Genomic DNA, 22,358 nt, shown 5'->3' with positions numbered 1-22,358 from the left:
TCCAGGTCAAACCCCGCCGCCGACCTTTTCGGCGGCACGGCGGCCCAGCAGGCGCTGGGCCGGCACCGCGGCGCCGGTCAGCACCGCCGCGGCCAGCCAGCCCGCGCACAGGCCGGCGAGGGGACTGCCGGCGAACGCGACACCGCCCAGATAGCCGAGCAGCACCGCCTGGCAGGTCCAGAGCAGACCGCCGGCCAGGGTGCACGCCACGAACCTCGGGACCGGGAAGGCGACCGCGCCGGCGGTGTAGGCGGCCACCGATCGTACCCCCGGAAGATGTCGGCCGAAGACCAGCAGAAGCGGGCCGTGCCGCCGCATCACCGCGACCACCCCGTCGTGCAGTGCGGCGCCGCGGCGGCCTCGCCGCAGGCGGCGGGTCACCGCCGGCCCACTGCGACCCCCGATGCGGTACGCCAGAAGGTCGCCCCCGAGCACTCCGGCGGTCGCGGCCGCCAGCAGCGCCAGGACCTGGACCGGCCGTCCGTTCCCGGCCATCGCCACCCCGCCGGCCACCACGATCGTCTCGCCCGGCATGAACGGCAGCAACGCGTCCAGCACGACGAGCGTGAACACGGCCACCAGCGCCCAGCCGCCCAGGGCCGGAAGATCGACGTGCGGCATCGGCTCCTCCCCCACTGCCGTCGAACCCCACCGCTGTCGAACGCTCGCAGCTGCGGGCAGCGGGTCAGTGACATCCACGGATACGCCGCACGTCAACCCCGTGACCGGCCGCCCGGCGTCCTGTGCCGGTCCCGGGCGGACGAGCGGAGCGAGGCCGCCGACATCGCCAGCACCGCCACCGCGCCGGCCAGCGGGGCGAAGGCGAACGCGTGCCGGAGGCCCTCTCCGGCCAGCGGCCCGACCACGGCCGCTCCGGCCGCGCTGCCCACCGTGAACGCGGTGATGATCCAGGCGAAGGCCTCGACGGCGGTGCCCGGCGGGGTGAGCCGGTCGGCGCTGAGGAAGACCGCGGTGAGCAGCGGCGGCAGGGACAACCCGCTGACCGCGAGCAGCACCGCCATCGGCGCCGGTCCCGGCACGAGCAGCAGCGGCAGGTATCCGGCGGCGAACGCGGCCGCGGTCAACGGCAGCCGGCCCGGGCCGCCCGGCCGGACCCGGGTGTAGAGCAGGCCACCGGTCAGGGCGCCCACGGCCTGCGCGGCGAGCAGCCAACCGCTGAGCGAACGGTTCCCGGCGGCCTCGGCGTAACCGGTGACGACGACCGGCAGGCTGCCGACGGCGGCGCCCGCGCAGACGACCCCGGCGACGATGACGGCGAACCGGGGCACCCGCAGCGGCCCGGCCCAGTGCCGGGCGCCCGCCTCGCCGCGCCAGGTCCGCACCACGGGCGTCAGGGCGAACCCGGCGACACCGGCGAGCTGGAGCACGGCCATCACCAGGAGCCCGGCGGCCGGGCCGGCGAGACCGGCGGCGGCGAGCGTGACCAGCGGTCCGGTCACGTAGATGACCTCCTGGACGGCCAGGTCCAGCGAGTACGCCGCGGCCACGTGCTCGCCGGGGACCAGCGCCGGCCAGAGGGCGCGCAGGCACGCCTCCAGCGGCGGTGTCCCGAACCCGGCGACGATCGCGCCCCCGATCATGACCGGGATGTGGTGGCCGCTCGCGGCGACGGCGGCGAACCCGGCCGCGGACAGCAGCGCGGACCCCCACAGCACCGGCGGTTGCCGCCACCGGTCGACGATCCGGGCGAGCAGCGGGGCGCTGACCGCCATGCCCGCGGTGTACGCCGCGACGACCAGCCCGGCGAGGGTGAGGCCGTGCGCCTCGCGGGCGTGCAGGAGCAGGGCGAGCGGGGCGGCGGCCATCGGCAGACGGCCGGTCTGGCTGGAGACGAGCAGGGCACGCACGTGTTTCGCGCGCAGCACGATGCCGAGTGGGGACATGACGGACGGCTCCGGGAGATTCGACGCTGACGGGTGGCGGGGAACAGCGCGCGCGTCAGGGAGCGAAGTCGGCCCGGTCGTGGTCGTTGCCGTACAGCGGCAGGTCAGGCGTCATCCACCGCGCGTAGGCGGCGGCGATGGCCTGGACCGGGTTCACTCCCGCACCCTAAGCCATCGGCGGACGGCGCGCGTCGCCCGTACGCCGTCCTCGGTGTGGTCGAGCAGTCGCCGGGCGGCGACCGGATCGCCCGGCCGGGCCGCCGCATGCCGTTGCTCCGGGCCGCAGATCGCCCCGCGGGGTTCGGCGGCCCGATGCCCGCACGCCTCCGGCATCCGCCGGTAGTGGACCGGCTGCAGCAGGTCCTGTCACGCGGCGGACCCGACCTGGTGATCAGTGCCCGGACGGACATCGACCGTCACCGGCTCATCCGGCCGGACCGCCCGGGACCGCTGGGTCAGCACGACGAAGACCAGCACGATCAGCGCCGCCGCGACCGATGCGAGGCCGACCCGCTCGTTCAGCAACAGCGCCGACCAGAGCAGGGTGAGCACCGGCTGCGCCAGCTGGATCTGGCCGACCCGGGCGATCCCGCCCCGGGCGAGCCCCGCATACCAGGCGAAGAAACCGAGGAACATCGACACCACGGTGAGGTAGCCGAACGCCGCCCAGCCGGCCGGGCCGGCATGGGGCGGGCGGGCGGCGGTCGCGGCGAGCGTCAGCGGCACGGTCACCGGCAGTGCCACGATCAGAGCCCAGCAGATGGTACGGGCGCCGCCCAGCTCCCGGGCCAGCACGCCACCCTCGGCGTAACCCAGCCCGCACAGGCCGACCGCCGTGAGAAGAAAGAGGTCGGTGACCGTCACGCCGCCGCGTACCGTGCCGCTGAGCAGCAGGAACGTCAGCACCGCGCCGAGTCCGCCGCCGCTCGCGAGCCAGAACAGCGGCCGTGGCCGCTCCCCCGCCCGGAGCACGGCCAGCACCGCCGTGGTGGCCGGCAGCAGGGCGATGACGACCGCGCCGTGCGCCGAGGTCTGACTGGTCAGCGCCAGCGACGTGAACAGCGGGAACCCGGCCACCACCCCGAGCGCCACGACCGTCAGGCGTCGCCACTGCGCCCGGGTGGGCCGGGGCGCACGGCTGAGCCACAGGTATCCCGCGGCCAGAGCGGCGGCCCCGACCGCCCGCCCGAACGCCACGAACCACGGATCGAGCTGCTGCACCGCGACCCGGGTCATCGGCAGCGACATGCTGAACGCGAGCACTCCCAGCGCGCCGAGTGTTATCGCACTGGCGGCGGTAGCGCTACTCTTGTCTCTCATGTTCAACAGTAACGCAGCCGCGCGGGTCGTCCAAGAGCTGCGCGGCCTCGCGGGGGCCGCGCCGGCCGGGACACGACTGCCGTCGGTGCGCGAGCTGACCGCACGACACCAGGCCTCGCCCGTCACCGTCGCCGCCGCGATCCGCCAGCTGGTTGCTGAAGGGCTGGTGGAGACACGTTCCGGGCGGGGGACGTTCGTCGCGGCCCGCTCCGCCGCGCCGTCGTCACCGCCGGACATGTCGTGGCAGACGGTGGCGCTCGGTCCCCGCCGCTTCGGCGAGGAGGAGATGCAGGCGTTACTGGCGTTACCGCCGTCCGGCGCGATCCCGTTGACCGGCGGCTATCTGGACGCGCACCTTCAGCCGGCGGCCGCCCTGGGCGCGGCGCTCGCCCGGGCCGCCCGCCAGCCGGCCGCCTGGCAGCGGGGCCCCGTCGAGGGCCGGGAAGACCTCCGGTCCTGGTTCGCCCGCGAAACCTCCGCACCCACCCCAATCCCCTCCGATCCCGGGCTCCGGGCGGAGGACATGGTGATCTGCTCCGGTGGGCAGGCGGCGCTGTCGTCCACGTTGCGTGCGCTGACCGAGCCCGGCGACACGCTGCTCGTCGAGTCGCCCACCTATCTCGGCGCGCTGGCCGCCGCGCACGCCGCCGGGCTGCGGGTGGTTCCCGTCCCCGCCGACCGCGACGGGGTGCTACCGGATCAGCTGGCGGCGGCGTTCACCCGGACCGGTGCGCGGCTCTTCTACTGCCAGCCGCTGTATGCCAACCCGACCGGCGCCACCCTGTCCCCGGCCCGGCGGCCCGCGGTGCTGGCCGCCCTCCGGGAGGCCGGGGCGTTCCTCATCGAGGACGACTACGCCCGCGACCTGACGATCGACGGCGACCCGCCACCGCCGCTGGCCGCTTCCGACCCCGGCGGCCACGTGATCTACCTGCGTTCGCTCACCAAGTCGGCGGCTCCCGGCCTCCGGGTCGCCGCGCTGGGCGCCCGCGGCCCGGCCGGCGCCCGCCTGCGCGCCGCCCGCCTCCTCGACGACTTCTTCGTGGCGGGCCCGTTGCAGCAGGCCACCCTCGAATTCGTCACGAGCCCCGCCTGGCATCGTCACCGCCGCACGCTACGGACCGAACTCCGCACCCGCCGCGACGCCCTGCTCACCGCCCTCCACCGCCACCTGCCGCACCTGGTCCCGCCCACCGTCCCCGCGGGCGGCCTGCACCTGTGGACCCCACTCCCCACCGGAGCCGACGACGTGGCCGTGGCCACCGCCGCAGCCACCGCCGGCGTGGTCGTCCTCCCCGGCCGTCCCTGGCACGCCGCCGAGCCCCCGGGCCCCCACCTGCGCCTCACCTACGCCGCCGCGCCCCCGTCCGCCATGGACGAAGCCGTCCGCCGCCTGGCCACGGTCGTCCCGGTCACCCGGCCTTGACCAATTCAGCACCACGCCCGGTGATCGAACCCGGTGCACACCCCGGCCGGCCACGACCCGTCGGGCCACCCGGCCCCAGCCGGCCCACCGCCCCGGTGGCCGAGATCAGCGAACCGCGGCAGACCACCACACACCCCATCGCCCGGCCCGGAACGAATCACCACCACTTCCGACGGCAAACCGGCCGAGGGCAACGAGCCGTCATCGCCTTCGGGCGGCACGACCGGGGCCGGCGGAGGTGCGACGGGGAACGGCGACTCCGGGGCGCCGGGGCGCGGGCGGGCTCGGGCAGGATGGCGGGCATGAAGGCTGAGGAGGCGCCGTTTCCGGCGTCGTGGTGGGGTACCGGGATGGCGTCGGCGGGCGTGGCGGCCCGGCCCGACGTGGGGACCTACGGGAAGTACTCGTTCGCGGAGTTGCCGCCGCTGCCGTTCGCGTTGAGCGGTGACTTCGGGTGGCTGCGCGAACAGAGGGCCCACGAGGAGTGGGCGATCAACGCCGACGGCGGGACGGAGGAGGAGCTTCCGCTTCTGCGGTCCGCGTGCGAGGCTGCCGGGCCGGCGCTGCCGGATTCCTTCGTACGGTTCATGAGCGACCCGCACCTGCAGGAGCGAGTCCGGTCGTCCACCGCCTGCTACCTGGACCTGGACGTCGGCCCGGTGCCGTCACCGACCGGGAAGGGGCACCTCGTCCGGTTCCTCGCCGACCAGCAGGGCTGCCTGTACTGGTATCTCTACCTCACCGAGGACGGCTCCGAACACGCGGTGGTCTGCACTGTCGACCTCTACGAGCACGGCGAGGAACCGGCCGGGGATCCCGACGAGATCGAGTTCTGTGCGGAGTCGTTCGAGGCGTTCATCTGCCGTTACTGGCTGGAGAACGAGATCTTCTTCGCCGAGGACGACGAGGACGAACTACCGGCGGTGGCCGCGGAGTACCTGAACCTCTACCGCGCCTGACCGGCGACATCGGCCGGCCGGCGTGGCGGTGACGCCACACCGGAACCTCGACGTCGCTGGCCGACGGCCATCGGCCGGCCAGGCACGGCGGTGGCGCCACACCTGAGCCTCCGCTGCGCCCGCCGACCGGCCGGATCAGGTCCCGCAGAACGTGCGATACGTGCCGAACTCCGGTGGCGCCGGCTCCGCGAAACGGGCAAGGCCGGGCCGCTCGTCGAACGGTGAGGTGATCGCGTCGAGGAGCCGGTGGAGCGGGCCGAGGTCACCGTCCGTGGCCGCGGCCAGGGCCTCCTCGACCAGGTGATTACGCGGGATGTAGACCGGGTTGACGCGTTTCATGGCCTCGGTGTCGGGGTCGAGGCTCCGCCACCGCCGGATCCAGTCGCCGAACTCGTCGCCGGCCGCATCCGGGTTGCGGAAGAACGACGTGAAATCGGTCCGGTGGGCCTTGAGCAGCGCCAGCAGATCCTCGGTGAGCGACGTCAGCGCGGCATCGTCGATCGCACTCCCGGTCAGGCCCAGCTTGGCGCGGAACCCGTGGAGCGTGGCCGACGCATACCGGCCGCGGAACTCCTCCAGCGCCCCGGTGGCCTTGGTGATCGCCTGCTCCGGATCGTCGTCGAGGAGCGGGAGCAGGGCCTCCGCCAGGCGGGCGAGGTTCCACTGGGCGATGGCGGGCTGATTGCCGTAGGCATACCGGCCGCCCTCGTCGATCGAGCTGAACACCGTGGCCGGATCGAACGCATCCATGAACGCGCACGGGCCGTAGTCGATGGTCTCCCCGGAGATGGTCATGTTGTCGGTGTTCATGACGCCGTGGATGAACCCGGTCAGCATCCAGCGCGCGATCAGCTCGGCCTGCGCGCCGACGACCGCCCGGTAGAGCCCGAGCGCGTCCCCCGCCTCCGGGTGGTGCCGGTCCACGGCGTGCGCGACCAGCCGCCCGAGCAGGGCGTCGTCACCGGTGGCGCGGGCGAACTGGAAACTGCCGACCCGCAGGTGGCTCGCCGCGACGCGCACCAGGATCGCGCCGGGCGCCAGATTTTCCCGGACGATGCTCCGGCCCGTCGCGATCACCGCGAGCGACCGGGTCGTCGGGATGCCGAGCGCGTGCATGGCCTCGCTGACCACATACTCGCGCAGCATCGGCCCGACCGCCGCGAGCCCGTCGCCGCCACGGGCGAACGGTGTCCGCCCCGAGCCCTTGAGGTGCAGGTCACGGCCGCCGATCTCGCCGAGCAGCAGCGCCCGCCCGTCGCCGAGACGTGGCGAATATCCACCGAACTGGTGCCCGGCGTAGGCCTGCGCGACCGGAACGGCGCCCTCCGGCAGCCGGTTGCCGGTGAGGAACGCGAGCCCGTCACCGGTGCGCAGCCACGCGGGGTCGAGGCCGAGCTCGACGGCGAGCGCGTCGTTGAGCACGAGCAGCCGTGGCTCGGCCACCGGCGCGGCCTGCCAGGACACCGCCATCTCGGGCAGCTCGTCGGCGAAGCGGTGGCCGAGGGCGACGACGGGTGCGGATACGTCACTCACGCGGCCAACGGTACGTCGCCGGATGCCCGCCATCCCGTCACCGCCACCGTGGGTCGAATCACCGAAACCTCATGCGGCGCGGGCGAGTGCGGCCGTGAGGTCGCCGAGGGCGGGCCGACGCCGCGGATCGGGGTGGAGCGCCCCCGCCAGCATCTCGTCCAGGCGGCCCCACTCCGGCCGCAGCAGCGCCACCGGCAGGGGGTCCGCGCCCGGAGCCTCCCCGGTCACGAGGTGATAGGCGATCGCCGCGAGCTGGTGGACATCGGTCGCCGGACCGACCACCGCGCGTCGCTGCTCCGGCGCCCGGTAGGCATCGACACCCTCGCCGGCCTCCGGCGGCGCCGCCGCCAGCCCCGCGTCCCGCAGCCACATCCGGTCCCGCGACGCGAACAGCACCTCCGGTCGCAGCGCGCGATGCGCTCGTCCCGTTCGATGAAGACCTTCGAGGGTACGCCCGACCAGCGCAAACCCACGCAGCACCGCGGCGAGGGCCCGCCCCGGCAGCGGCGGCCGCCCGTACAGCTCGGTCAGCGCCACCCCGGGCGGCACCGCGGTGGCGAACGTGAACGCGTCCCGCTCCTCGAACCGGAACACGACCCGCGGCAGCCCCGCCACCTCGCCGTGCAGACGGGCCTCCACCTTCAGCTCGGCCCGCCGCTGATCGGCGCCGGGCGCACCCCGGAACACGTCGAGCCGGACGAGCCGTACCTCGCGGCCCCGCCCGCTGCCCTGCCGCGCGTCCGCACGCAGCACCCGGTAGCCCTCGTCCAGCGCGACGACCTCGTCGAACGCCCGCACAGAGAAGATCTCGCCGCCGGCCCGGACCTCACGGCGCCTCGAATACATATCGACACCAGTCGACAACACGCGGTCACCATAGGCCTCCCGCCCCTCCATGGCAACCCAGGGTGACCACACCATCACCGCGTTTCCGGGCGGCCTCCCCGGGTACGCCGTTCGCCGTGACCCCGGACGTGGTGGTGGTCGGGCAGCTGGCCCGCGACCTGGTGCTGCAAGTCGACGAGATGCCCCCGGCCGGGGCCGCCGCCGACGTGCGGCTGCGCCGGGAGATGCTCGGCGGCAAAGGCGCCAACCAGGCCGTCGGCCTCGCCCAGCTCGGTGTGCCGGTGGCGCTCGTCGCGGTCTGCGGCGACGACCGGGCCGGCGACGAGCTGCTGGCCCAGGCCGTACGGGACGGTGTCGACGTGTCGGCGGTGACACGCCGCCCGGGCACCACGACCGCGCTGATCGTGGAGGCGCTCGACAGCGACGGGCAGTGGCGCTACCTGCAGCATCTGCCGGAACTGCTCACCGCCGCCGACGTCGACCGCGCCGCCGGACGGCTCCGGTCGGCACGGGCCGTGCTCGTCCAGTTGCAGCAGCCCGCGGAGGCGGTGTCGGCCGCCGCCGGCCACGGGCGGGCCGGGGATGCGCTCGTGGTGCTGGACGGCGTACCCGATGAGAAGCTCTTGCCCCTCTCCGATGTGCTCCGTGCCGACGAGCAGGAGGCCCGGCTGCTGACCGGCGCCGACGATCGCGAGGCCCTGCGGGCGGCGGCGCACGACCTGCTGGACGCCGGCCCGGGCCTGGTGGCGCTGGGCCTGCCGGACGGCAACCTGTTCGCCTGGCGGGACCGCCGGTGGGGCGCCGGCGAGCTGGTGCTGCCACTCACCGACGAGAAGGTGGCCGACACCACCGGCGCGGGCGACGCTTTCACCGCGGCCCTGACCGCGGCGCTGCTGCGCGGCGACCCGCCGGAGGAGGCGGCGGGGTTCGCGGTGCGGGCCGCCGGCCTGACCGTCCGCCACCCGGGCGGCCGCCCCGACCTGACTCGGCTCAGGACCGGGGGACCGGCCGGAAATAGCCGCCGGTGACCTGCGCGGGCGTGGCGTCGGCCAGCGCCGGCGTGGCGACCCCGAACGGGCCCGACCGGTTCGATGTGAGCGTCGGCTGCCGCCCCTCGACGACGAGCCGGTGCAGGCTTCGCAGGGACCGGGCGACGTCCTCCTCCGCGATGTAGGTGTCGTTCCCGAGGACGCTCTGGGCGTTCAGGATGTTGGCGGCGACGCCCGTGGCCGTCTCCGCGGCCAGCTCCAGCTTCGTCTTCTCCTCGTCCGGGGCACCAGGCCGTTCAGGATGGTTCCGCTGACATCGACGATCACGGCGCCGGCCAGCACCGCGGCGGGACCGGTCACCAACCCGCCGACGGCGGTGCCCACCGCGCACATCGCGATGGAGGCCCACTTCATCACGTCGGCGCCGGTACAGGCGCCGTTGCTGAGCTGCTGGGTCGCCTTGATGCCGGTATCGAGCATGTTCAGCACCGAGCGGCGCATCCGGATGTGGATGATCTTCGCGCCCTCGATCGCCTGGCGCGTGCACCTGATCACCTCTCGGTGGTTGGGTATCACCGTCTCCAGCGGGGTGACGAAGTTGTCGATGAAGTTGTCCTTGAACGCCCCGTCCCAGAACTTCAGGTCGTCGCGGACGTCGTTGATCCGCGCGAGCGCCGGGGAGGTCCCGGTCCAGGCTCCGTTGGCGTTGGCGGCGCCGTCCAGTGACCCCTCGATCGTGGCGAGGGCGTCGATGATCGGGTCGAGCGCGTCCGGGTCGGGTGCCAGGAACCGCTCGAACGACGGCACCACCCACTCGTAGTCCTGGGTGGAGACCTGCTGCCGGTACCGGTCGACCTCGGCCGTGTCGATCGGGATGCCGTCCCACTCACCGGGGTGTGCGTTCGCCCATTTGTCGTTCACCGCCCGCGCCCACGACGTGGCGTCCTCGAGCGTCTGGCGGATCAGCTCCCGCTTCAGTTTGCCGGCCCTGTCGCGTACCGCCCGCTCGAATGCCTGCCCGGCGAGGTCGGCCGGGGTGACCAGATCGGTTGTCGCCATGACGCCTCCTTCGGGCCGGTCGTGTCCGGCTCAGGCCGTCGGGTAGGGCGCGCCGGGGTCCTCGCCCGAACCCGCCAGCGGCGGGTTGGAGGCCGGATCCGCCGTGTCGAGATTCCGCGGATCGGCGAGGTGCTCGCGCAGCAGATCGGCGTTGGCGATGTCCATGTCGAGGTAGGCCTGGGTCGCGTTGCGCACTCCCTGGGCGGCGTCCAGCACCGTGGTCCCCACGTGCTCGGTCATGGCCTGGAGCTCCGCGCGCATCACCTCCCAGGCGCCGCCGATCGCGCTGGTCATGACACTCGAACCGGGATGGGCGGGCGCACCCGCCCGGAACGTGCCGGCGCCGCCCCGCGACCCACCGAGCAGACGGTTGGCGTCGTAGAAGACGTCGGCCACCCGCGGCAGATGCACCTCCGACACCCGCCACAGGCGGAACAGATCACCACCGGTCACTTCGGCCGCCATGTCGTCGTCACCCCGTTCGATCAGTCAGGCCCGCCGCCGGCGGACGATCCAGATGAGGAGAGCCACGAGCACGATCGCCAGCGCACCGCCGGCCGCCCATCGCCACATCGGTCCGGCGGCCTCCTCGTCGCCGGCCGGGCCGGAAGCCGTGACCGGCGTCGAGAAGATCCGGCTGCCGACGGTGTCGACCAGGTAGAGCGGGCCGGCCGGTGCCGCGCCGGCGGCGACGGCGAGCGGATCGCGGGCGCCGAAGGGATCCGCCGGCAGGTCCGCCACCGTGCTGACCGTGCCGTCGGCGTGCAGCCGCCGGACCGCCCGCCGTGCGTTGTCGACGAGGTAGACGCCGTCCGCACCGGCGCTGACCGCGATGGCGCCGAACGGCGACGCGTTCGGCCGAGCCTCGTCGGCCCTCCAGCCGGCGCCCGCCGACTCGACGATCGTCGCGACTCTCCCACCGTGCAGGCGGCTCAGCATGGACGACGCGCTGACGATCCAGACGTCGCCGGAAGCGTCGGCGGCCAGGCCGACGGGGAGGCCGACGGGTGTGGAGACCGGCCGGCTGCCGGCGCCGGGCGGAAGCTCGACGATGCGATTGTTCTCCCGGTCGGTTAGGCAGAGGACGCCGTCGCCGGTCACCGCGAGCCCGTTGATGGTGTTGATCGGCCCTCCGAGGACGCCGGGATCCGCGCGGACGGTGACGGCGCCATCCGGGGCCAGCGCGTAGACCCGCGACACCGTGCTGTCGGCGATGAAGAGCGTGCCGTCACCGGCGAGAGCGATCGCGTTGGGGGATCCCAGGCCGATGCCGATGCCGGTCGCGCCGGGCGTCAGCGGCAGCTTCGGCACCGTGGACGTGCCGTTCCCGGCCACCGTACGGATGACGCCGTCCCGGCCGATCGCGCGGACCCGGCGATTGACCATGTCGGCGACGTACAGGGTCCCGTCGGCGCCGACCACGGCAGCCGTCGGCTTGTTCAGCGCGGCTTCGGTGGCCGGCCCGCCGTCTCCGCTGAACGCGGCACGCCCCGCACCGGCCACCAGCGTCGGCGCGGCGCCGCCGGGTTGCGCGAACGCCGGACCCGGCGCCCCGAGCGCCAGGGCCGCCAGAGTCGCCAAGGCGGCGGCACGTTTCCTCATCACATTCGAGGTGTACCACTGGAACCCGCCGGTAGGTTCACCTGAATCGATGAAAAGTGTTGATCAAGCTGGGAGAACGTGGATCACATGTGGAACGGCGAGGTCGATCTCGGCGAACGGCTACGCGCGCTGACGGTGACCGCCACATCCCCGGACGGCGGCATCCGGGCGACGGTCACCGGGGACAACCGGCTGTCGCTGCGCTTCCGCCCGGGGACCTATCGGTGGTACGACGAGCGCGGGCTGTCCCGCCAGCTGTCGGGCCTCGGCACCGTCACGTGGGTGGCCTGGATCCGGCAGCGCGAGGAGGTCATCCGGCTCGCGTCGGGCCGGAGCCGCAGCGAGGCGGAGCAGAGCCGGCAGCGTCATGACGATCCGGGCCGACGCGAGTTCGCCGAGCAGCTGCGCCGGCTGGAGTGTGCCGGCCGATCCGCCGGCCACGCGGTGCGGATCAGCCTCTCCGGCGCCGCGCGCTGGCAGGTCGAGATCGCGGAGGGGACGCTCGGCGCCCGGACCGAGCAGGCGTTCGCCGACGAGGTGGTAACCGCCTTCGACGACCTCATCCGCGATCGCACCGCCCAACTGACGCTCCTGCGGGCCGCGCACTTCGACATCGGTGTGCCGGGAGCCTGGATCCGGCGGGCGACCGGGACGGGCTGAGTGTCAGCGGGTGCCGCAGAAGCGGTGCAGCTCGTCCGAGGCGTTCGGGTCTATCCACTCGAAGGTGCCGCGCAGCAGGTCGGCCCGCTGGTCGACGGTGGTCACCGCGGCGGTCAGCTCGCCCCACGGCATGGTCACGTGCAGGAGGGTTCGCTCTATGCCGTACGGCAGGGACGGCAGATTGTCCTCCGTGGTGGCGCGCAGCAGCAGGCCCGAGGTGGAGATGTCCTCGACACGGCCGGTGACCGGGATCAGGTGGCGGCCGTCGAGGTTCTCGATCTGGGCGGTGCCCACGGCGGGGTAGGTGCCGGGGCGCCGGGTCGACGCGCGGCGCTGGACGACATCGGTGGGGGCGTCGCCGATCACGGTGAGCTGGTCGTTGCGGAGCTCGGTCTCGACCCAGGTCACGCCGGAGGAGGTGACCAGCTCCAGGATGCCGATGCGGCGGACTCCGGGACCGTCGAGGCTGAGGACCGGGATCGGCGGCAGGTCGGCCAGGAACGGCGCGGCCACCTCGGCGAGGGAGACCAGGACGATCGGCTGCGTACCAGGGCAGCGCAGCGTCAGACTGCTCCCCGCCGGCACGGTGATCATCATTCCCCCCGGTGAAACGCCGTCGACGAACCGCACGTTACCGGCCCACGAACGGCGTTTCCCGGAATATCCGAAATGCCGGGACACCAACCGCTTCCCGCACCCGGCCCCGGCCCCGCACCCGGCCCCGGCCCCGCACCCGGCCCCGGCCCCGGCCCCGGCCTCGCGACCGGCCTCGCGCCCGGGAAACGATCGGGACTGTCAGTGCTCCGGCAAGCGGATGTCGTCGACCTTGACCGTGCACTCGCTGACGTGCAGCCCATACCGCTCGACCGCCTCGATCACCACCGTGCGCACCGCCGCGGTGACGTCCGCGACGACCTCGCCCGCCGAGATCACCAGGATCACCGTGATCTCCACGTCGGTGCCGTCCACCTTGGCCCACACGCCGCGGGTGGAGTCGCCGACCTTGTCCAGGCCGATCTTGTCGAGCACCGAGTTGAAGAACCGGGCCACATCGCCACCGAGCTCCACGACGCCGGGCACCGACCGAGCCGCCGCCGAGGCGATCTTCTCGATCACCTCCCGCTCGAACTTGGTCTCCCCCCGGAACGCCGCGACCTCGATCACCTCGGCGCCACCGTGCTGCGGCGGCACGGCCGGGACCACGGCCGGCAGGTAGAACTCCTGCGTCCGGTCCGCGTGGAACTCGGCCTCGTCACTCATATCCGTCCCTCTGCCCAACCCCGGTATCACAACGGCCCCGAGCCTACTAGTGAAACTTCCTCGACCCCGAGGCACACCACAGCCCATTTTCGGTACGGCACAGACCCTCCCCCACCCGCACCGATCCCGTCCCGCGGGCGCCCCGCGACCGGTGCGGAACGCCCGGACCGCAAGGCGCCTCACGGGTGCGGCGGTCCACCACCGGACCCACAACACTGTGCGGCTTGCGATGGTGTGTGAGACACAGTATGGTGAGTGACATGACAATGGATGCGACGCTCACCGGGCATCTGCAGGAGCTGCGCCGTGGCACGGTCGTCGTCGCGAGCCTCACCGTGCTCCGGGAGCCGGGGTATGGGTACTCGCTGCTCGAGACGTTGAGCGCGGCCGGCTTCGAGGTGGAGGCCAACACGCTCTACCCCCTGCTGCGGCGCCTGGAGGCCCAGGGCCTGCTGACCAGTGAGTGGAACACCGACGAGGCACGGCCGCGGAAGTTCTACCGCACCACCGAGCAGGGCGACGCCATCGCGGCGGCGCTGCGCGGCGAGTGGGCGCGGCTGGACCGAGCGATCGGCGACCTGGACACCCCCGCCGGCACCGAATCAGGGAGCGACCTGTGACCACCCTCATCGACCGCTACGTCTTCACCGTGCTGCGCCGGGTTCCCGAGCAGCAGCGATCCGACATCGAGCGCGAGCTGCGCACCTCCATCGACGACGCGGTCGACGCCCGGGTCGGCGCCGGGGCCGCCCACGACACCGCCGTCGAGCAGACGCTGACCGAGCTCGGCGACCCCGACCGGCTGGCCGACGGTTACGCCGACCGGCCCCGATACCTGATCGGCCCGGCCGTCTACCCGGCGTGGAAACGGCTGATCACCATGCTGCTCTCCGTCGTGCTGCCGATCGTGGTGCTGCTCACGGTGGTGGTGCGGGCGCTGGGCGACGCCACGTTCGGCGAGGTGGTCGGCTCGGCCGTCACCACGATCCTGACCGTCGGCGCGCACATGGCGTTCTGGTCGACGCTGACGTTCGCCCTGCTGGAGCGGGGCGGAGTGACCCGGGCGGGGCTGCCGCGCCGGCCGTGGACGCTGGACGACCTGCCCCGTTACGAGCCGGGTTTCCTGACGCCGGCCCAGCTGTGGTCGATGATCATCTGGCCGGTGCTGCTGATCGCCGCCCTGGTCCTGCAGCAGTTCACGTTCACCTCCGAGCCCGTGCTGGATCCGGCGAACTGGTCGTTCTGGTGGCCGTACCTCATCGCGGTCCTGATCTTCGAGGCTCTCTATGCGGTCTGGCTGTCGCGGCGCGGCGCCTGGTCGCGGACGGTGACCGTGGTCAACGCCGCCCTGGCCGTCCTGTCGGCCGGGCCGATCGTCTGGCTGGCCGCGACCGAGCGGTTCTTCAACCCGGCCTGGCTGGCCACCCTGAGCTGGGACGGCGCCGACCCGCTGCGCTGGCTGACCGGCATCGTCATCGTCATCGCGGTGGCCGGTGCGCTCTACGACATCGCCGAGGTGGCGGTCCGTGCCGAGCGGTCCCGCCGGGGCCTGCCGACGGCGGTTCCCGGCAGCGAGCCGCTGGTCTGACCCGGGTGGGGCGACAACCCTAAAGTCCCGCGCCGGGGTGCCGATTCTCGCGGCACCACCGGAGAAGGCCCGGCCACGGACGGCCGGGCCTCGTGGTCTGCGAAACCGCACACGGAAGAGCGGGAAGGACTCGAATCCCCATGACCTCATCACCACCGAACGTCCTTCTGGTACGGGCAGACCGCTGGAAGCCGTCGAACCCTCTACTCGAGAACGTGATCCGGAAGTACATCGACGAAGCCGAGCGGGAGGCCTGCGACCGGACCGGCAACAGCGGGACGATCATCGGCGGCGGCCTGGTGCTGGTCGGTTTCGGGATCGTCCTGGCGATGGGCACCGGCAACCCGCTCGCCGCGATCTTCGCGGTGATCGTGCTGGCCCTCGCCGGTCTCGCCTGGATGGGGGTCACCGCGCCGCCGCTGCGCGTCGATCCACTGCGGATCCTGGCGCCGATGGGCGGCCCCGGCAACCTGCCGGCCGGCTACCTGGTCCACCCGCTCGCCTGGAGGGCCGGCATGCCGGAGTTCCTGCGCGGCGTCCCGGAGCGCCGGCTGCGGATCGCCGTCGACCTGTGCCGGCGGCACCCGGGCGCGGTCACCGACCTGCTGAAGATGGTGGAGCGGTCGGAGCGCTGGGTCGCCGAGTGGCAGCCCGGCCGGGACTTCAGCCCGGCGGGCCGCGACGCGGAGGTCGTCATCTTCGCGAACCGCCTGATCGAGCACCAGCTCCGCAACGTCCCGGTCGGCTGACCGGGCGGCGCCCCCGGCCGACGCCGGGGGCGTCTCACTGTCCGGCGCCGGTGAGGGCCGGGTCGTCGAAGCCCTCGTCGGCCCGCTCCCGGCGCAGATGCGCCTCGGCGCGGCGGGCGATCGGCCCGGACTCCGCGGCCAGGCCCTGATACATCGCTTTCACCTGCTCGTACGGCCGGCCCGGCGGAAGCAGTGGCACGGCCGGGTCGGTGACGGCCTCGATGACGACGGGACGGTCGGCGCCGAGGGCGTCCTCCCACGCCGCGGCCATCTCGTCCGGACCGGTGACACGCACGCCGCGAAGACCGAGAAGGTCGGCCCACCGCGCGTACGGAACTCCGGGCAGCCGCTGCGAGCCGGGGAACCGGGGCTCGCCCTCGGTCTCCCGCTGCTCCCAGCTCACCTCGGCCAGGTCGCCGTTGTCGAGCACGCACACCACGAACCGGGGATCGGCCCAGTCCCGCCACCGGTCGGCGACGGTGACGAGCTCGGCGATCCCGCTCATCTGCATCGCCCCGTCACCGGAGAGCACGACCACCGGCCGGCCGGGTTCGGCGAGCTTGGCGGCCAGGCCGTACGGGATCCCGCACCCCATCGACGCGAGCGTGCTGGACAGGTGGGCCGGGACGCCGCGGGGCAGGCACAGGTGCCGGGCGTACCAGTAGACGACGGATCCGACGTCGACGGCGACCTGCGCGTCGGCGGGCAGCCGCCCGGACAGCGACCGGACCACGTGCTGCGGGTTGACCGGCTCGGCGACGGCGGCGGCCCGGGACGCGCCGATCATGTGCCAGCGGCGGGTCCACTCCTCGACCCGGCCGGCCCAGGCGCCGGGTTCCCGGGCGGGCAGCAGGGCGAGCAGGGCGCGTACCGTCTCCGCGGCGTCCCCGAGCAGCGGCACCTCGACCGGGTAACGGATGCCGAGCCGCCGCCCGTCGATGTCGATCTGCACGGCGCGCGCCTGGCCCGGCTTCGGGTAGAACTCGGTCCACGGGTCGTTGGTGCCGATCAGCAGCAGCGTGTCGCAGTGCCGCATCAGCTGGTCGCTGGCGGTGGTGCCGAGGTGCCCCATCACGCCGGTGTGCCGGGGCAGGCTCTCGTCGAGGACCGGCTTGCCGAGCAGCGACGCGGTGATGCCCGCCCCGAGCCGGTCGGCCAGTTCGCCGATCTCCGCCGCGGCCCGGTACGCGCCCTGCCCCACCATGATCGCCACCCGTTCGCCGGCGGCGAGCACGGCCGCGGCCTCCTGCAGATCCTCGTCGCGGGGCACGACGCGGGCGGGCCGCAGGCCGGGGCTGGTCACCAGCACGCCGTGCTCCTGGGCCTCCGGGTCGGGCGCCGGCGCCTGCTGCACGTCGTGCGGCAGGATCACGCAGGTCGGACTGCGGGTGGCCAGCGCGGTACGGAACGCCCGGTCGAGCAGCATCGGCACCTGCTCGGCGGTGTGCGCGGCCTGCACGAACTGGGCACACACGTCACCGAAGAGCCGGACCAGGTCGATCTCCTGCTGGTAGGCGCTGCCGAGAACCGTGGTCATCTGCTGCCCGACGATCGCGACGACCGGCTGGGAGTCGAGCCGCGCGTCGTAGAGGCCGTTGAGCAGGTGCACGGCGCCGGGGCCCTGAGTGGACAGGCAGACACCCACGCCACCGGTGTACTTGGCGTGCCCGACGGCCATGAACGCGGCCGCCTCCTCGTGGCGGGCCTGCACGAACTCCGGCTTCCCGGCCCGCCGCAACGCGCCGAGAACCCCGTCGATGCCGTCGCCGGAGTAGCCGAAGACCCGTGGCACACCCCAGGCCGTGAGCCGTTGCACCACCACGTCCGAGACCGTCTGCTCCGTCGCCATGCCCGCCGACTACCCGTGCGACGGCGAATCAACCGGCGTCACGTCACGAAAAGCCGGGCGTCACGGAAGGCTGGCATCGCCGAAGGCCGGCATCACCGAAGGCCGGCATCACCGGAGGCCGGCATCACTGAGGGCCGACGGCGGGGCGGATCCGGCGGCGGTCGTCGGGGAGACGCTCGGTGACGCCGGTACGGTCCAGCAGCTCCAGCAGGGGGACGGCGACGCGGCGGGTGGTGTCCAGGGCGCGGCGGGCCTCGCTCAGGGTGAACGGCTGGGGCAGGGCGGCCAGGACCCGTACCGCCAGGGTGGGGGTGTCCGGGGGAAGCAGGACGTTGCCGTCGAGCCGGACCGCGAGGCCGGCCCGGACGGCGGCGCCCACCTCGCGGGTTCCGAGGCCCAGCTCGGTGAGCCGGTGTGCCTCGGGTGCGGTGAACGGCCGGTCGGTGAGGTCGGCGAAGGCCCGCCGGACCGCGCCGGCGAGAGCGGCCGGCACGCCGGGGTCGCCGGCGGTGACCCGGCCGTCGCGGAGACGCAGTGGTGGCTGGACCAGGGCTTCGACGAGCGCGCGGTCGGGCAGCCCGAGCCGGTGGCGCAGCGCGTCGAGGGGCGCGCCCGGTTCGAGCGGGTGATCGGTGGCGTGCCGGGCGACCTCGTCGGCGAGACGGCGGCGGAGTTCGTCCCAGTGGGCCGGGTCGGCGAGCCAGTCCCCGGCGACCGGCTCCACGTCGGCGGGCACACCCAGGCGCAGCAGGTCCTCGCGGCGGATCAGACGGCGACGGCGCAGCTCACCGGCCGGGTCGGCGGTGGCGCCCATGCCGGTCAGGTCGGCGGCGCGGCCGGCGGCGGCGCCCCGGCGGCCCAGCGTGGGCGGGTCGGCGTCGAGGACGGTGACGCCACCGGCGACGTGGTGACGGCCCGGGTCGCGCAGCAGCGCCCGGTCACCGAGGCGCAGCGGCAGCGGGCGGCCCAGCCGCAGCCGGGCGGTGTCCGTGCCGAGCGGCCGGACCCGGACCGGGACCGCCGCCGAGCCGGTGTGCAGGGTGACGGTGGCGGGCAGGTCGGCGACGGCGTCACCGTGGACGCGCACGTCGACGAGGCCGGTGAGCCGGAACCGGCCGGGCGTGAGCAGCGCCGCGCCCCGGGTGACCGAGTCGCGGTCGACGCCGCGCAGGTTGACGGCGACCCGGGCGACGGCGGCGACCTCGCCGGCCGGCGCGCCGAGGGACTGCAGGCCACGGACGCGGACGCGCCGGGGAGGGCCGCTGAGCCTCAGGTCGTCGTCGCTGCGCAGCCGGCCGGCGCCGCCGCGCTTCAGGTCGCCACCGGTGCGCAGCGGGCCCGCGCCGGTGAGTTCCAGTTCGTCGCCGGTGCGCAGCAGCCCGGCGCCGAGGGTGCCGGTGACGACGGTGCCGGCGCCGCGGATGGTGAACGCCCGGTCGATCCAGAGCCGGACCGGGGCGGTGGTGTCCGATGCGGGCAGTGCGGCGGTCAGCCGGTCGAGGGCGGCACGCAGGTCGTCGAGGCCCGCGCCGGTGTGCCCGCTGACCGCGACCGCCTCGACCGTGCCGAGGGAGGTGGCGGCGATCCGGGCGGTGGCGTCGGCCAGAGCCGAGCCGGGGCCGGCCAGGTCGCTGCGGGTGACCACGAGCAGCCCGTGCCGGACCCCGAGCGCGTCCAGGGCGGCCAGGTGCTCCGCGGACTGGGGTTTCCAGCCCTCGTCGGCGGCGACCACGATCATCGCGGCCGGGACCGGGCCGATCCCGGCGAGCATGTTCGGCACGAACCGTTCGTGGCCGGGCACGTCGACGAACGCGACGGACGCCCCGGAGGGCAGCGTGGTCCAGGCGAACCCGAGATCGATGGTCATGCCGCGGCGGCGCTCCTCGGCCCACCGGTCGGGCTCCATCCCGGTCAGAGCCCGGACCAGTGTCGACTTGCCATGGTCGACATGCCCGGCGGTCGCGACGACGTGCATCCTCAGAACCCCGCGGCGAGGACGGCGGCGGCGCGCACGTCAGCGTCCGGCCGGCGGGAGGGCGGCGAGGATCGCGGCGGCCACCGTGTCGTCGGCGGAGGGCGGGACGCAGCGCAGGTCGAGCAGCAGCCGTCCCCTCTCGACCCGCCCGGCCACCGGGGGACGGCCGGTGCGCAGGGCGGCCGCGTACCGTTCGGGCAGCGACAGCGCCCACGACGCCAGCGTGACCTCCGGAGCCCCGCCGCCCCCGACGACCGCGTCCGACACGACGACGGTGGCATCGGCCCCGGCGGCGGCCACCCGTGCGCAAAGGCGGTCGGTGCGTTCCCGTAGGGCGTCGGGGTCGGCGTGCAGCGCCTGCCGGGTCGGGGTGGCCGGCCCGTCGAGGGTGGCGTGCAGGGCGGCGAGGGTGAGTTTGCCGACCCGCAGGGCGCGGGCCAGCGGGTGCCGGCGCAACCGTTCGATCAGGCCCTCCTCGCCGAGCAGGAGTCCGGCCTGCGGGCCGCCGAGCAGTTTGTCGCCGCTGGCCACGACGAGGGCGGCGCCGGCGCTGAGGGCACCGGCGGCGTGCGGTTCGGCGGGCAGCAGCGGGTCGGGGGCGAGCAGGCCGGAGCCGATGTCGGCGACGACGGGCACACCGAGACCGGTCAGTTCGCCGATGCCGGCGGCGCCGGTGAAGCCGCGGACCACGAAGTTGGACGGGTGCACCTTGAGGATGAAGCCGGTGGCCGGACCCACCGCGGCGGCGTAGTCGGCGGCCGTCGTGCGGTTGGTGGCGCCGACCTCCCGCAGCCGGGCCCCGGTCGACTCGAGCAGGTCGGGCAGCCGGAACCCGTCGCCGATCTCCACCATCTCGCCGCGGCTGACGACGATCTCGCGGCCGGCGGCGAGCGCGGTCGCGGCGAGCACGAGCGCGGCGGCGCCGTTGTTGACCACGTGGACGGCCTCGGCGCCGGGGACGGCGGCGGCCAGCGCGGCGAGGGTGGCCCGGCCGCGGCGGGCACGGCGTCCGGTGGCCAGGTCGTACTCGACGTCGGTGTGGCCGCTCGCGGCGGTGATCGCCTCGACGGCGGCGGCGGACAGGGCGGCCCGCCCCAGGTTGGTGTGCAGGACGGCGCCGGTGGCGTTGAGGACCGGGATCAGGCCGCCGGGCGACCCGGGCAGGGCGGCGAGCGCGGCGCCGGCCACGGCGGCGGGGTCGAGGTCACCGGACCGCGCGCGTTGCTGAGCGGCGGTCACCGCGGCCTTGACCGGGGCTCGGCCGAGGCGGTCGGCGGCGGCGATCAGGCGGGGGTCGTTCAGGACCTCGTCGGTACGGGGGACCCGCCGCCGGGGATCCACGGTGCCGTGCTCCACCCGTACCTCCGCAGGGGTGTTGATCGTCGAAGAACGCGAAGGCGGAGGCGGACGGGAATCGAACCCGCCTGACCCGGATCCCGGGCCACGTCGGTGTTGAAGACCGCGAGGAGCACCAGCAACCTGAACGCCTCCGCCGATCACCGTATCCCCGTTGCCCGATTCGCGCTCGCCGGGCCGGTTCGCGTCATCTGTGCGAGAGTGCGAGGCATGACGCAGACGGCGGCGGTCCGGCTCACGCAGTACGCGCACGGCGGCGGCTGTGCCTGCAAGATCCCGCCCGGCGAGCTGGAGGACGTGGTGGCCGGGCTGGTCGGTGGCGAGCCGCCGCGCGGGCCGGGTGAGCTGCTGGTCGGCCTGGACACCGGGGACGACGCGGCGGTCGTGCGGATCGCGGCCGGCACCGCGGTGGTGGCGACCGCGGACTTCTTCACGCCGGTGGTCGACGACGCCTACGACTGGGGGCGGATCGCGGCGGCCAACGCGCTCTCCGACGTCTACGCGATGGGCGGCGCCCCGGTGGTCGCGGTGAACCTGCTGGGCTGGCCGCGTGACGTGCTGCCGATGGAGCTGGCGGCCGAGGTGCTGCGCGGTGGCCTGGCGGTGGCGCGGGAGGCCGGCTGTCACGTGGCCGGCGGGCACAGTGTCGACGATCCGGAGCCGAAGTACGGCATGGCGGTCACCGGCGTCGCCGACCCGGCCCGGCTGATGCGCAACGACGCGGGCGTGCCGGGGGTGCCGCTGACGCTGACCAAGCCGCTGGGGATCGGCGTGCTCAACAGCCGGCACAAGGCCACCGGCGAGGTGTTCGGCCAGGCGGTCGCGGCGATGACGACGCTGAACCGGGCCGCGGCGGAGGCGGCGCTGGCGGCGGGCGCGGTGTGCGCCACCGATGTGACCGGGTTCGGGCTGCTGGGCCATCTGCACAAGCTGGCCCGGGCCAGTGGGGTGACCGCGCGGATCGACCCGGCGGCGGTGCCCTGTCTGGACGGGGCGCGGGAGGCGCTGCGGGACGGGTACGTCAGTGGCGGCACCCGCCGGAACCTGGCGTGGGTGCTGCCGCACACCGACCCCGGAAGCGTGCCGGAGGACGAGTTGCTGCTGCTCGCCGACGCCCAGACGTCCGGAGGTCTGCTGATTGCCGGTGAGGTTCCGGGGTATCCGGTGATCGGCGAGCTGCTGCCCGCGCGCGACGGCGTGACGGTGATTCTCTAGCGCCTCAGTGGTGCGGGCCGGGTGCCGATCTGGGGTGCGGCAGGTTCAGGCGGCGAGGATTTGGACGG

22 protein-coding genes and 1 tRNA gene are annotated in these 22,358 nt (G+C 74.2%); 8 read left to right on the top strand and 15 right to left on the bottom strand.

The annotated features are described in order from the left end of the window. Positions 1 to 6: 6 nt before the first annotated feature. From BM290_RS22985 to BM290_RS22975, 4 genes are all read right to left on the bottom strand, one after another. Entirely contained in the window at positions 7 to 621 is a 615-nt protein-coding gene (locus tag BM290_RS22985) for a DedA family protein (RefSeq protein WP_143133888.1), read from the bottom strand. A gap of 92 nt (positions 622 to 713) precedes the next feature. Further along, positions 714 to 1,904, bottom strand: a complete 1,191-nt coding sequence (locus tag BM290_RS22980) for an MFS transporter (protein ID WP_093617289.1) — start codon at positions 1,902 to 1,904, stop codon at positions 714 to 716. Between the two features lie 153 nt (positions 1,905 to 2,057). After that, positions 2,058 to 2,237, bottom strand: coding sequence for a hypothetical protein (locus BM290_RS47475; protein WP_143133887.1), 180 nt, complete (start codon positions 2,235 to 2,237; stop codon positions 2,058 to 2,060). 33 nt (positions 2,238 to 2,270) lie between these two features. Continuing rightward, positions 2,271 to 3,224, bottom strand: a complete 954-nt coding sequence (locus tag BM290_RS22975) for a DMT family transporter (protein ID WP_093617287.1) — start codon at positions 3,222 to 3,224, stop codon at positions 2,271 to 2,273. Between BM290_RS22975 and BM290_RS22970 the strand changes: the two genes are divergently transcribed. Further along, positions 3,223 to 4,650 (top strand): aminotransferase-like domain-containing protein, encoded by a 1,428-nt coding sequence (locus BM290_RS22970; RefSeq protein ID WP_093617285.1) that lies wholly within the window; start codon positions 3,223 to 3,225, stop codon positions 4,648 to 4,650. The genes BM290_RS22975 and BM290_RS22970 overlap by 2 nt on opposite strands. A 302-nt stretch (positions 4,651 to 4,952) precedes the next feature. Then, on the top strand, positions 4,953 to 5,609 hold the full coding sequence (locus BM290_RS22965) for a hypothetical protein (RefSeq protein WP_143133886.1): 657 nt from the start codon (positions 4,953 to 4,955) through the stop codon (positions 5,607 to 5,609). A gap of 135 nt (positions 5,610 to 5,744) precedes the next feature. Here the strand turns inward: BM290_RS22965 and BM290_RS22960 are convergent, their stop codons facing one another. Both BM290_RS22960 and BM290_RS22955 read right to left on the bottom strand, forming a co-directional pair. After that, complete coding sequence (locus BM290_RS22960) at positions 5,745 to 7,142, bottom strand: protein adenylyltransferase SelO (RefSeq protein WP_239143181.1); 1,398 nt, start codon at positions 7,140 to 7,142, stop codon at positions 5,745 to 5,747. Positions 7,143 to 7,211: 69 nt separating this feature from the next. Beyond that, positions 7,212 to 8,009, bottom strand: a complete 798-nt coding sequence (locus BM290_RS22955) for a protein kinase family protein (RefSeq protein WP_143133885.1) — start codon at positions 8,007 to 8,009, stop codon at positions 7,212 to 7,214. Between the two features lie 41 nt (positions 8,010 to 8,050). Here BM290_RS22955 and BM290_RS22950 point away from each other — a divergent pair, with 41 nt between their 5' ends. Beyond that, entirely contained in the window at positions 8,051 to 9,016 is a 966-nt protein-coding gene (locus tag BM290_RS22950; protein WP_239143180.1) for a PfkB family carbohydrate kinase, read from the top strand. Positions 9,017 to 9,190: 174 nt separating this feature from the next. Here BM290_RS22950 and BM290_RS22945 read toward each other — a convergent pair whose 3' ends face one another. From BM290_RS22945 to BM290_RS22935, 3 genes are read right to left on the bottom strand one after another with little or no spacing between them, the layout of a single operon-like run. Continuing rightward, positions 9,191 to 10,036: a hypothetical protein gene (locus tag BM290_RS22945; RefSeq protein ID WP_093617278.1), complete on the bottom strand. Its 846-nt coding sequence runs from the start codon at positions 10,034 to 10,036 to the stop codon at positions 9,191 to 9,193. A 30-nt stretch (positions 10,037 to 10,066) separates the two neighbouring features. Then, positions 10,067 to 10,501 carry a hypothetical protein gene (locus tag BM290_RS22940; RefSeq protein WP_093617276.1) on the bottom strand — a complete coding sequence of 145 codons (435 nt, stop codon included), beginning with the start codon at positions 10,499 to 10,501 and terminating at the stop codon, positions 10,067 to 10,069. 24 nt (positions 10,502 to 10,525) lie between these two features. Next, on the bottom strand, positions 10,526 to 11,617 hold the full coding sequence (locus BM290_RS22935; protein WP_093617274.1) for an NHL domain-containing protein: 1,092 nt from the start codon (positions 11,615 to 11,617) through the stop codon (positions 10,526 to 10,528). Between the two features lie 99 nt (positions 11,618 to 11,716). Between BM290_RS22935 and BM290_RS22930 the strand changes: the two genes are divergently transcribed. Further along, the gene (locus BM290_RS22930; RefSeq protein WP_093617272.1) at positions 11,717 to 12,298 is read left to right on the top strand and encodes a YbaB/EbfC family nucleoid-associated protein; all 582 of its coding nucleotides are present in this window, start codon (positions 11,717 to 11,719) and stop codon (positions 12,296 to 12,298) included. Positions 12,299 to 12,301: 3 nt separating this feature from the next. On the opposite strand, the gene BM290_RS22925 is transcribed toward BM290_RS22930, so the two are convergent. Then, complete coding sequence (locus tag BM290_RS22925; RefSeq protein ID WP_093617537.1) at positions 12,302 to 12,892, bottom strand: hypothetical protein; 591 nt, start codon at positions 12,890 to 12,892, stop codon at positions 12,302 to 12,304. A 201-nt stretch (positions 12,893 to 13,093) separates the two neighbouring features. After that, entirely contained in the window at positions 13,094 to 13,558 is a 465-nt protein-coding gene (locus BM290_RS22915) for an Asp23/Gls24 family envelope stress response protein (protein WP_093617270.1), read from the bottom strand. Between the two features lie 260 nt (positions 13,559 to 13,818). Here BM290_RS22915 and BM290_RS22910 point away from each other — a divergent pair, with 260 nt between their 5' ends. The 3 genes from BM290_RS22910 (at position 13,819) to BM290_RS22900 (ending at position 15,895) form a co-directional block, all read left to right on the top strand. After that, positions 13,819 to 14,178, top strand: a complete 360-nt coding sequence (locus BM290_RS22910; RefSeq protein WP_093617535.1) for a PadR family transcriptional regulator — start codon at positions 13,819 to 13,821, stop codon at positions 14,176 to 14,178. Then, positions 14,175 to 15,146: a permease prefix domain 1-containing protein gene (locus BM290_RS22905; protein WP_093617268.1), complete on the top strand. Its 972-nt coding sequence runs from the start codon at positions 14,175 to 14,177 to the stop codon at positions 15,144 to 15,146. The genes BM290_RS22910 and BM290_RS22905 overlap by 4 nt, the downstream gene beginning before the upstream one ends. Before the next feature lie 215 nt (positions 15,147 to 15,361). Further along, positions 15,362 to 15,895 carry a hypothetical protein gene (locus tag BM290_RS22900; RefSeq protein ID WP_093617266.1) on the top strand — a complete coding sequence of 178 codons (534 nt, stop codon included), beginning with the start codon at positions 15,362 to 15,364 and terminating at the stop codon, positions 15,893 to 15,895. A 34-nt stretch (positions 15,896 to 15,929) separates the two neighbouring features. On the opposite strand, the gene BM290_RS22895 is transcribed toward BM290_RS22900, so the two are convergent. The 4 genes from BM290_RS22895 to BM290_RS48540 form a co-directional block, all read right to left on the bottom strand. Next, positions 15,930 to 17,744 carry a thiamine pyrophosphate-requiring protein gene (locus tag BM290_RS22895; RefSeq protein WP_093617264.1) on the bottom strand — a complete coding sequence of 605 codons (1,815 nt, stop codon included), beginning with the start codon at positions 17,742 to 17,744 and terminating at the stop codon, positions 15,930 to 15,932. A gap of 124 nt (positions 17,745 to 17,868) precedes the next feature. After that, a complete protein-coding gene (selB, locus tag BM290_RS22890) occupies positions 17,869 to 19,719 on the bottom strand; it encodes a selenocysteine-specific translation elongation factor (protein ID WP_093617262.1) in 1,851 nt (616 codons plus the stop codon). Between the two features lie 39 nt (positions 19,720 to 19,758). Then, a complete protein-coding gene (gene selA, locus BM290_RS22885) occupies positions 19,759 to 21,075 on the bottom strand; it encodes an L-seryl-tRNA(Sec) selenium transferase (protein WP_239143179.1) in 1,317 nt (438 codons plus the stop codon). 42 nt (positions 21,076 to 21,117) lie between these two features. Continuing rightward, positions 21,118 to 21,210 (bottom strand) — tRNA-Sec (locus BM290_RS48540). A 75-nt stretch (positions 21,211 to 21,285) separates the two neighbouring features. On the opposite strand from BM290_RS48540, the gene selD reads away from it, so the two are divergent. Continuing rightward, the gene (gene selD / locus BM290_RS22880) at positions 21,286 to 22,290 is read left to right on the top strand and encodes a selenide, water dikinase SelD (protein WP_093617260.1); all 1,005 of its coding nucleotides are present in this window, start codon (positions 21,286 to 21,288) and stop codon (positions 22,288 to 22,290) included. The last annotated feature ends 68 nt before the right edge of the window (positions 22,291 to 22,358 follow it).

Source organism: Actinoplanes philippinensis (assembly GCF_900113015.1).
In the GTDB taxonomy this organism is placed as follows: domain Bacteria; phylum Actinomycetota; class Actinomycetes; order Mycobacteriales; family Micromonosporaceae; genus Actinoplanes; species Actinoplanes philippinensis.
Note: the sequence above shows the minus strand (reverse complement) of the source record. Positions and strands in the feature narration are given on the sequence as shown.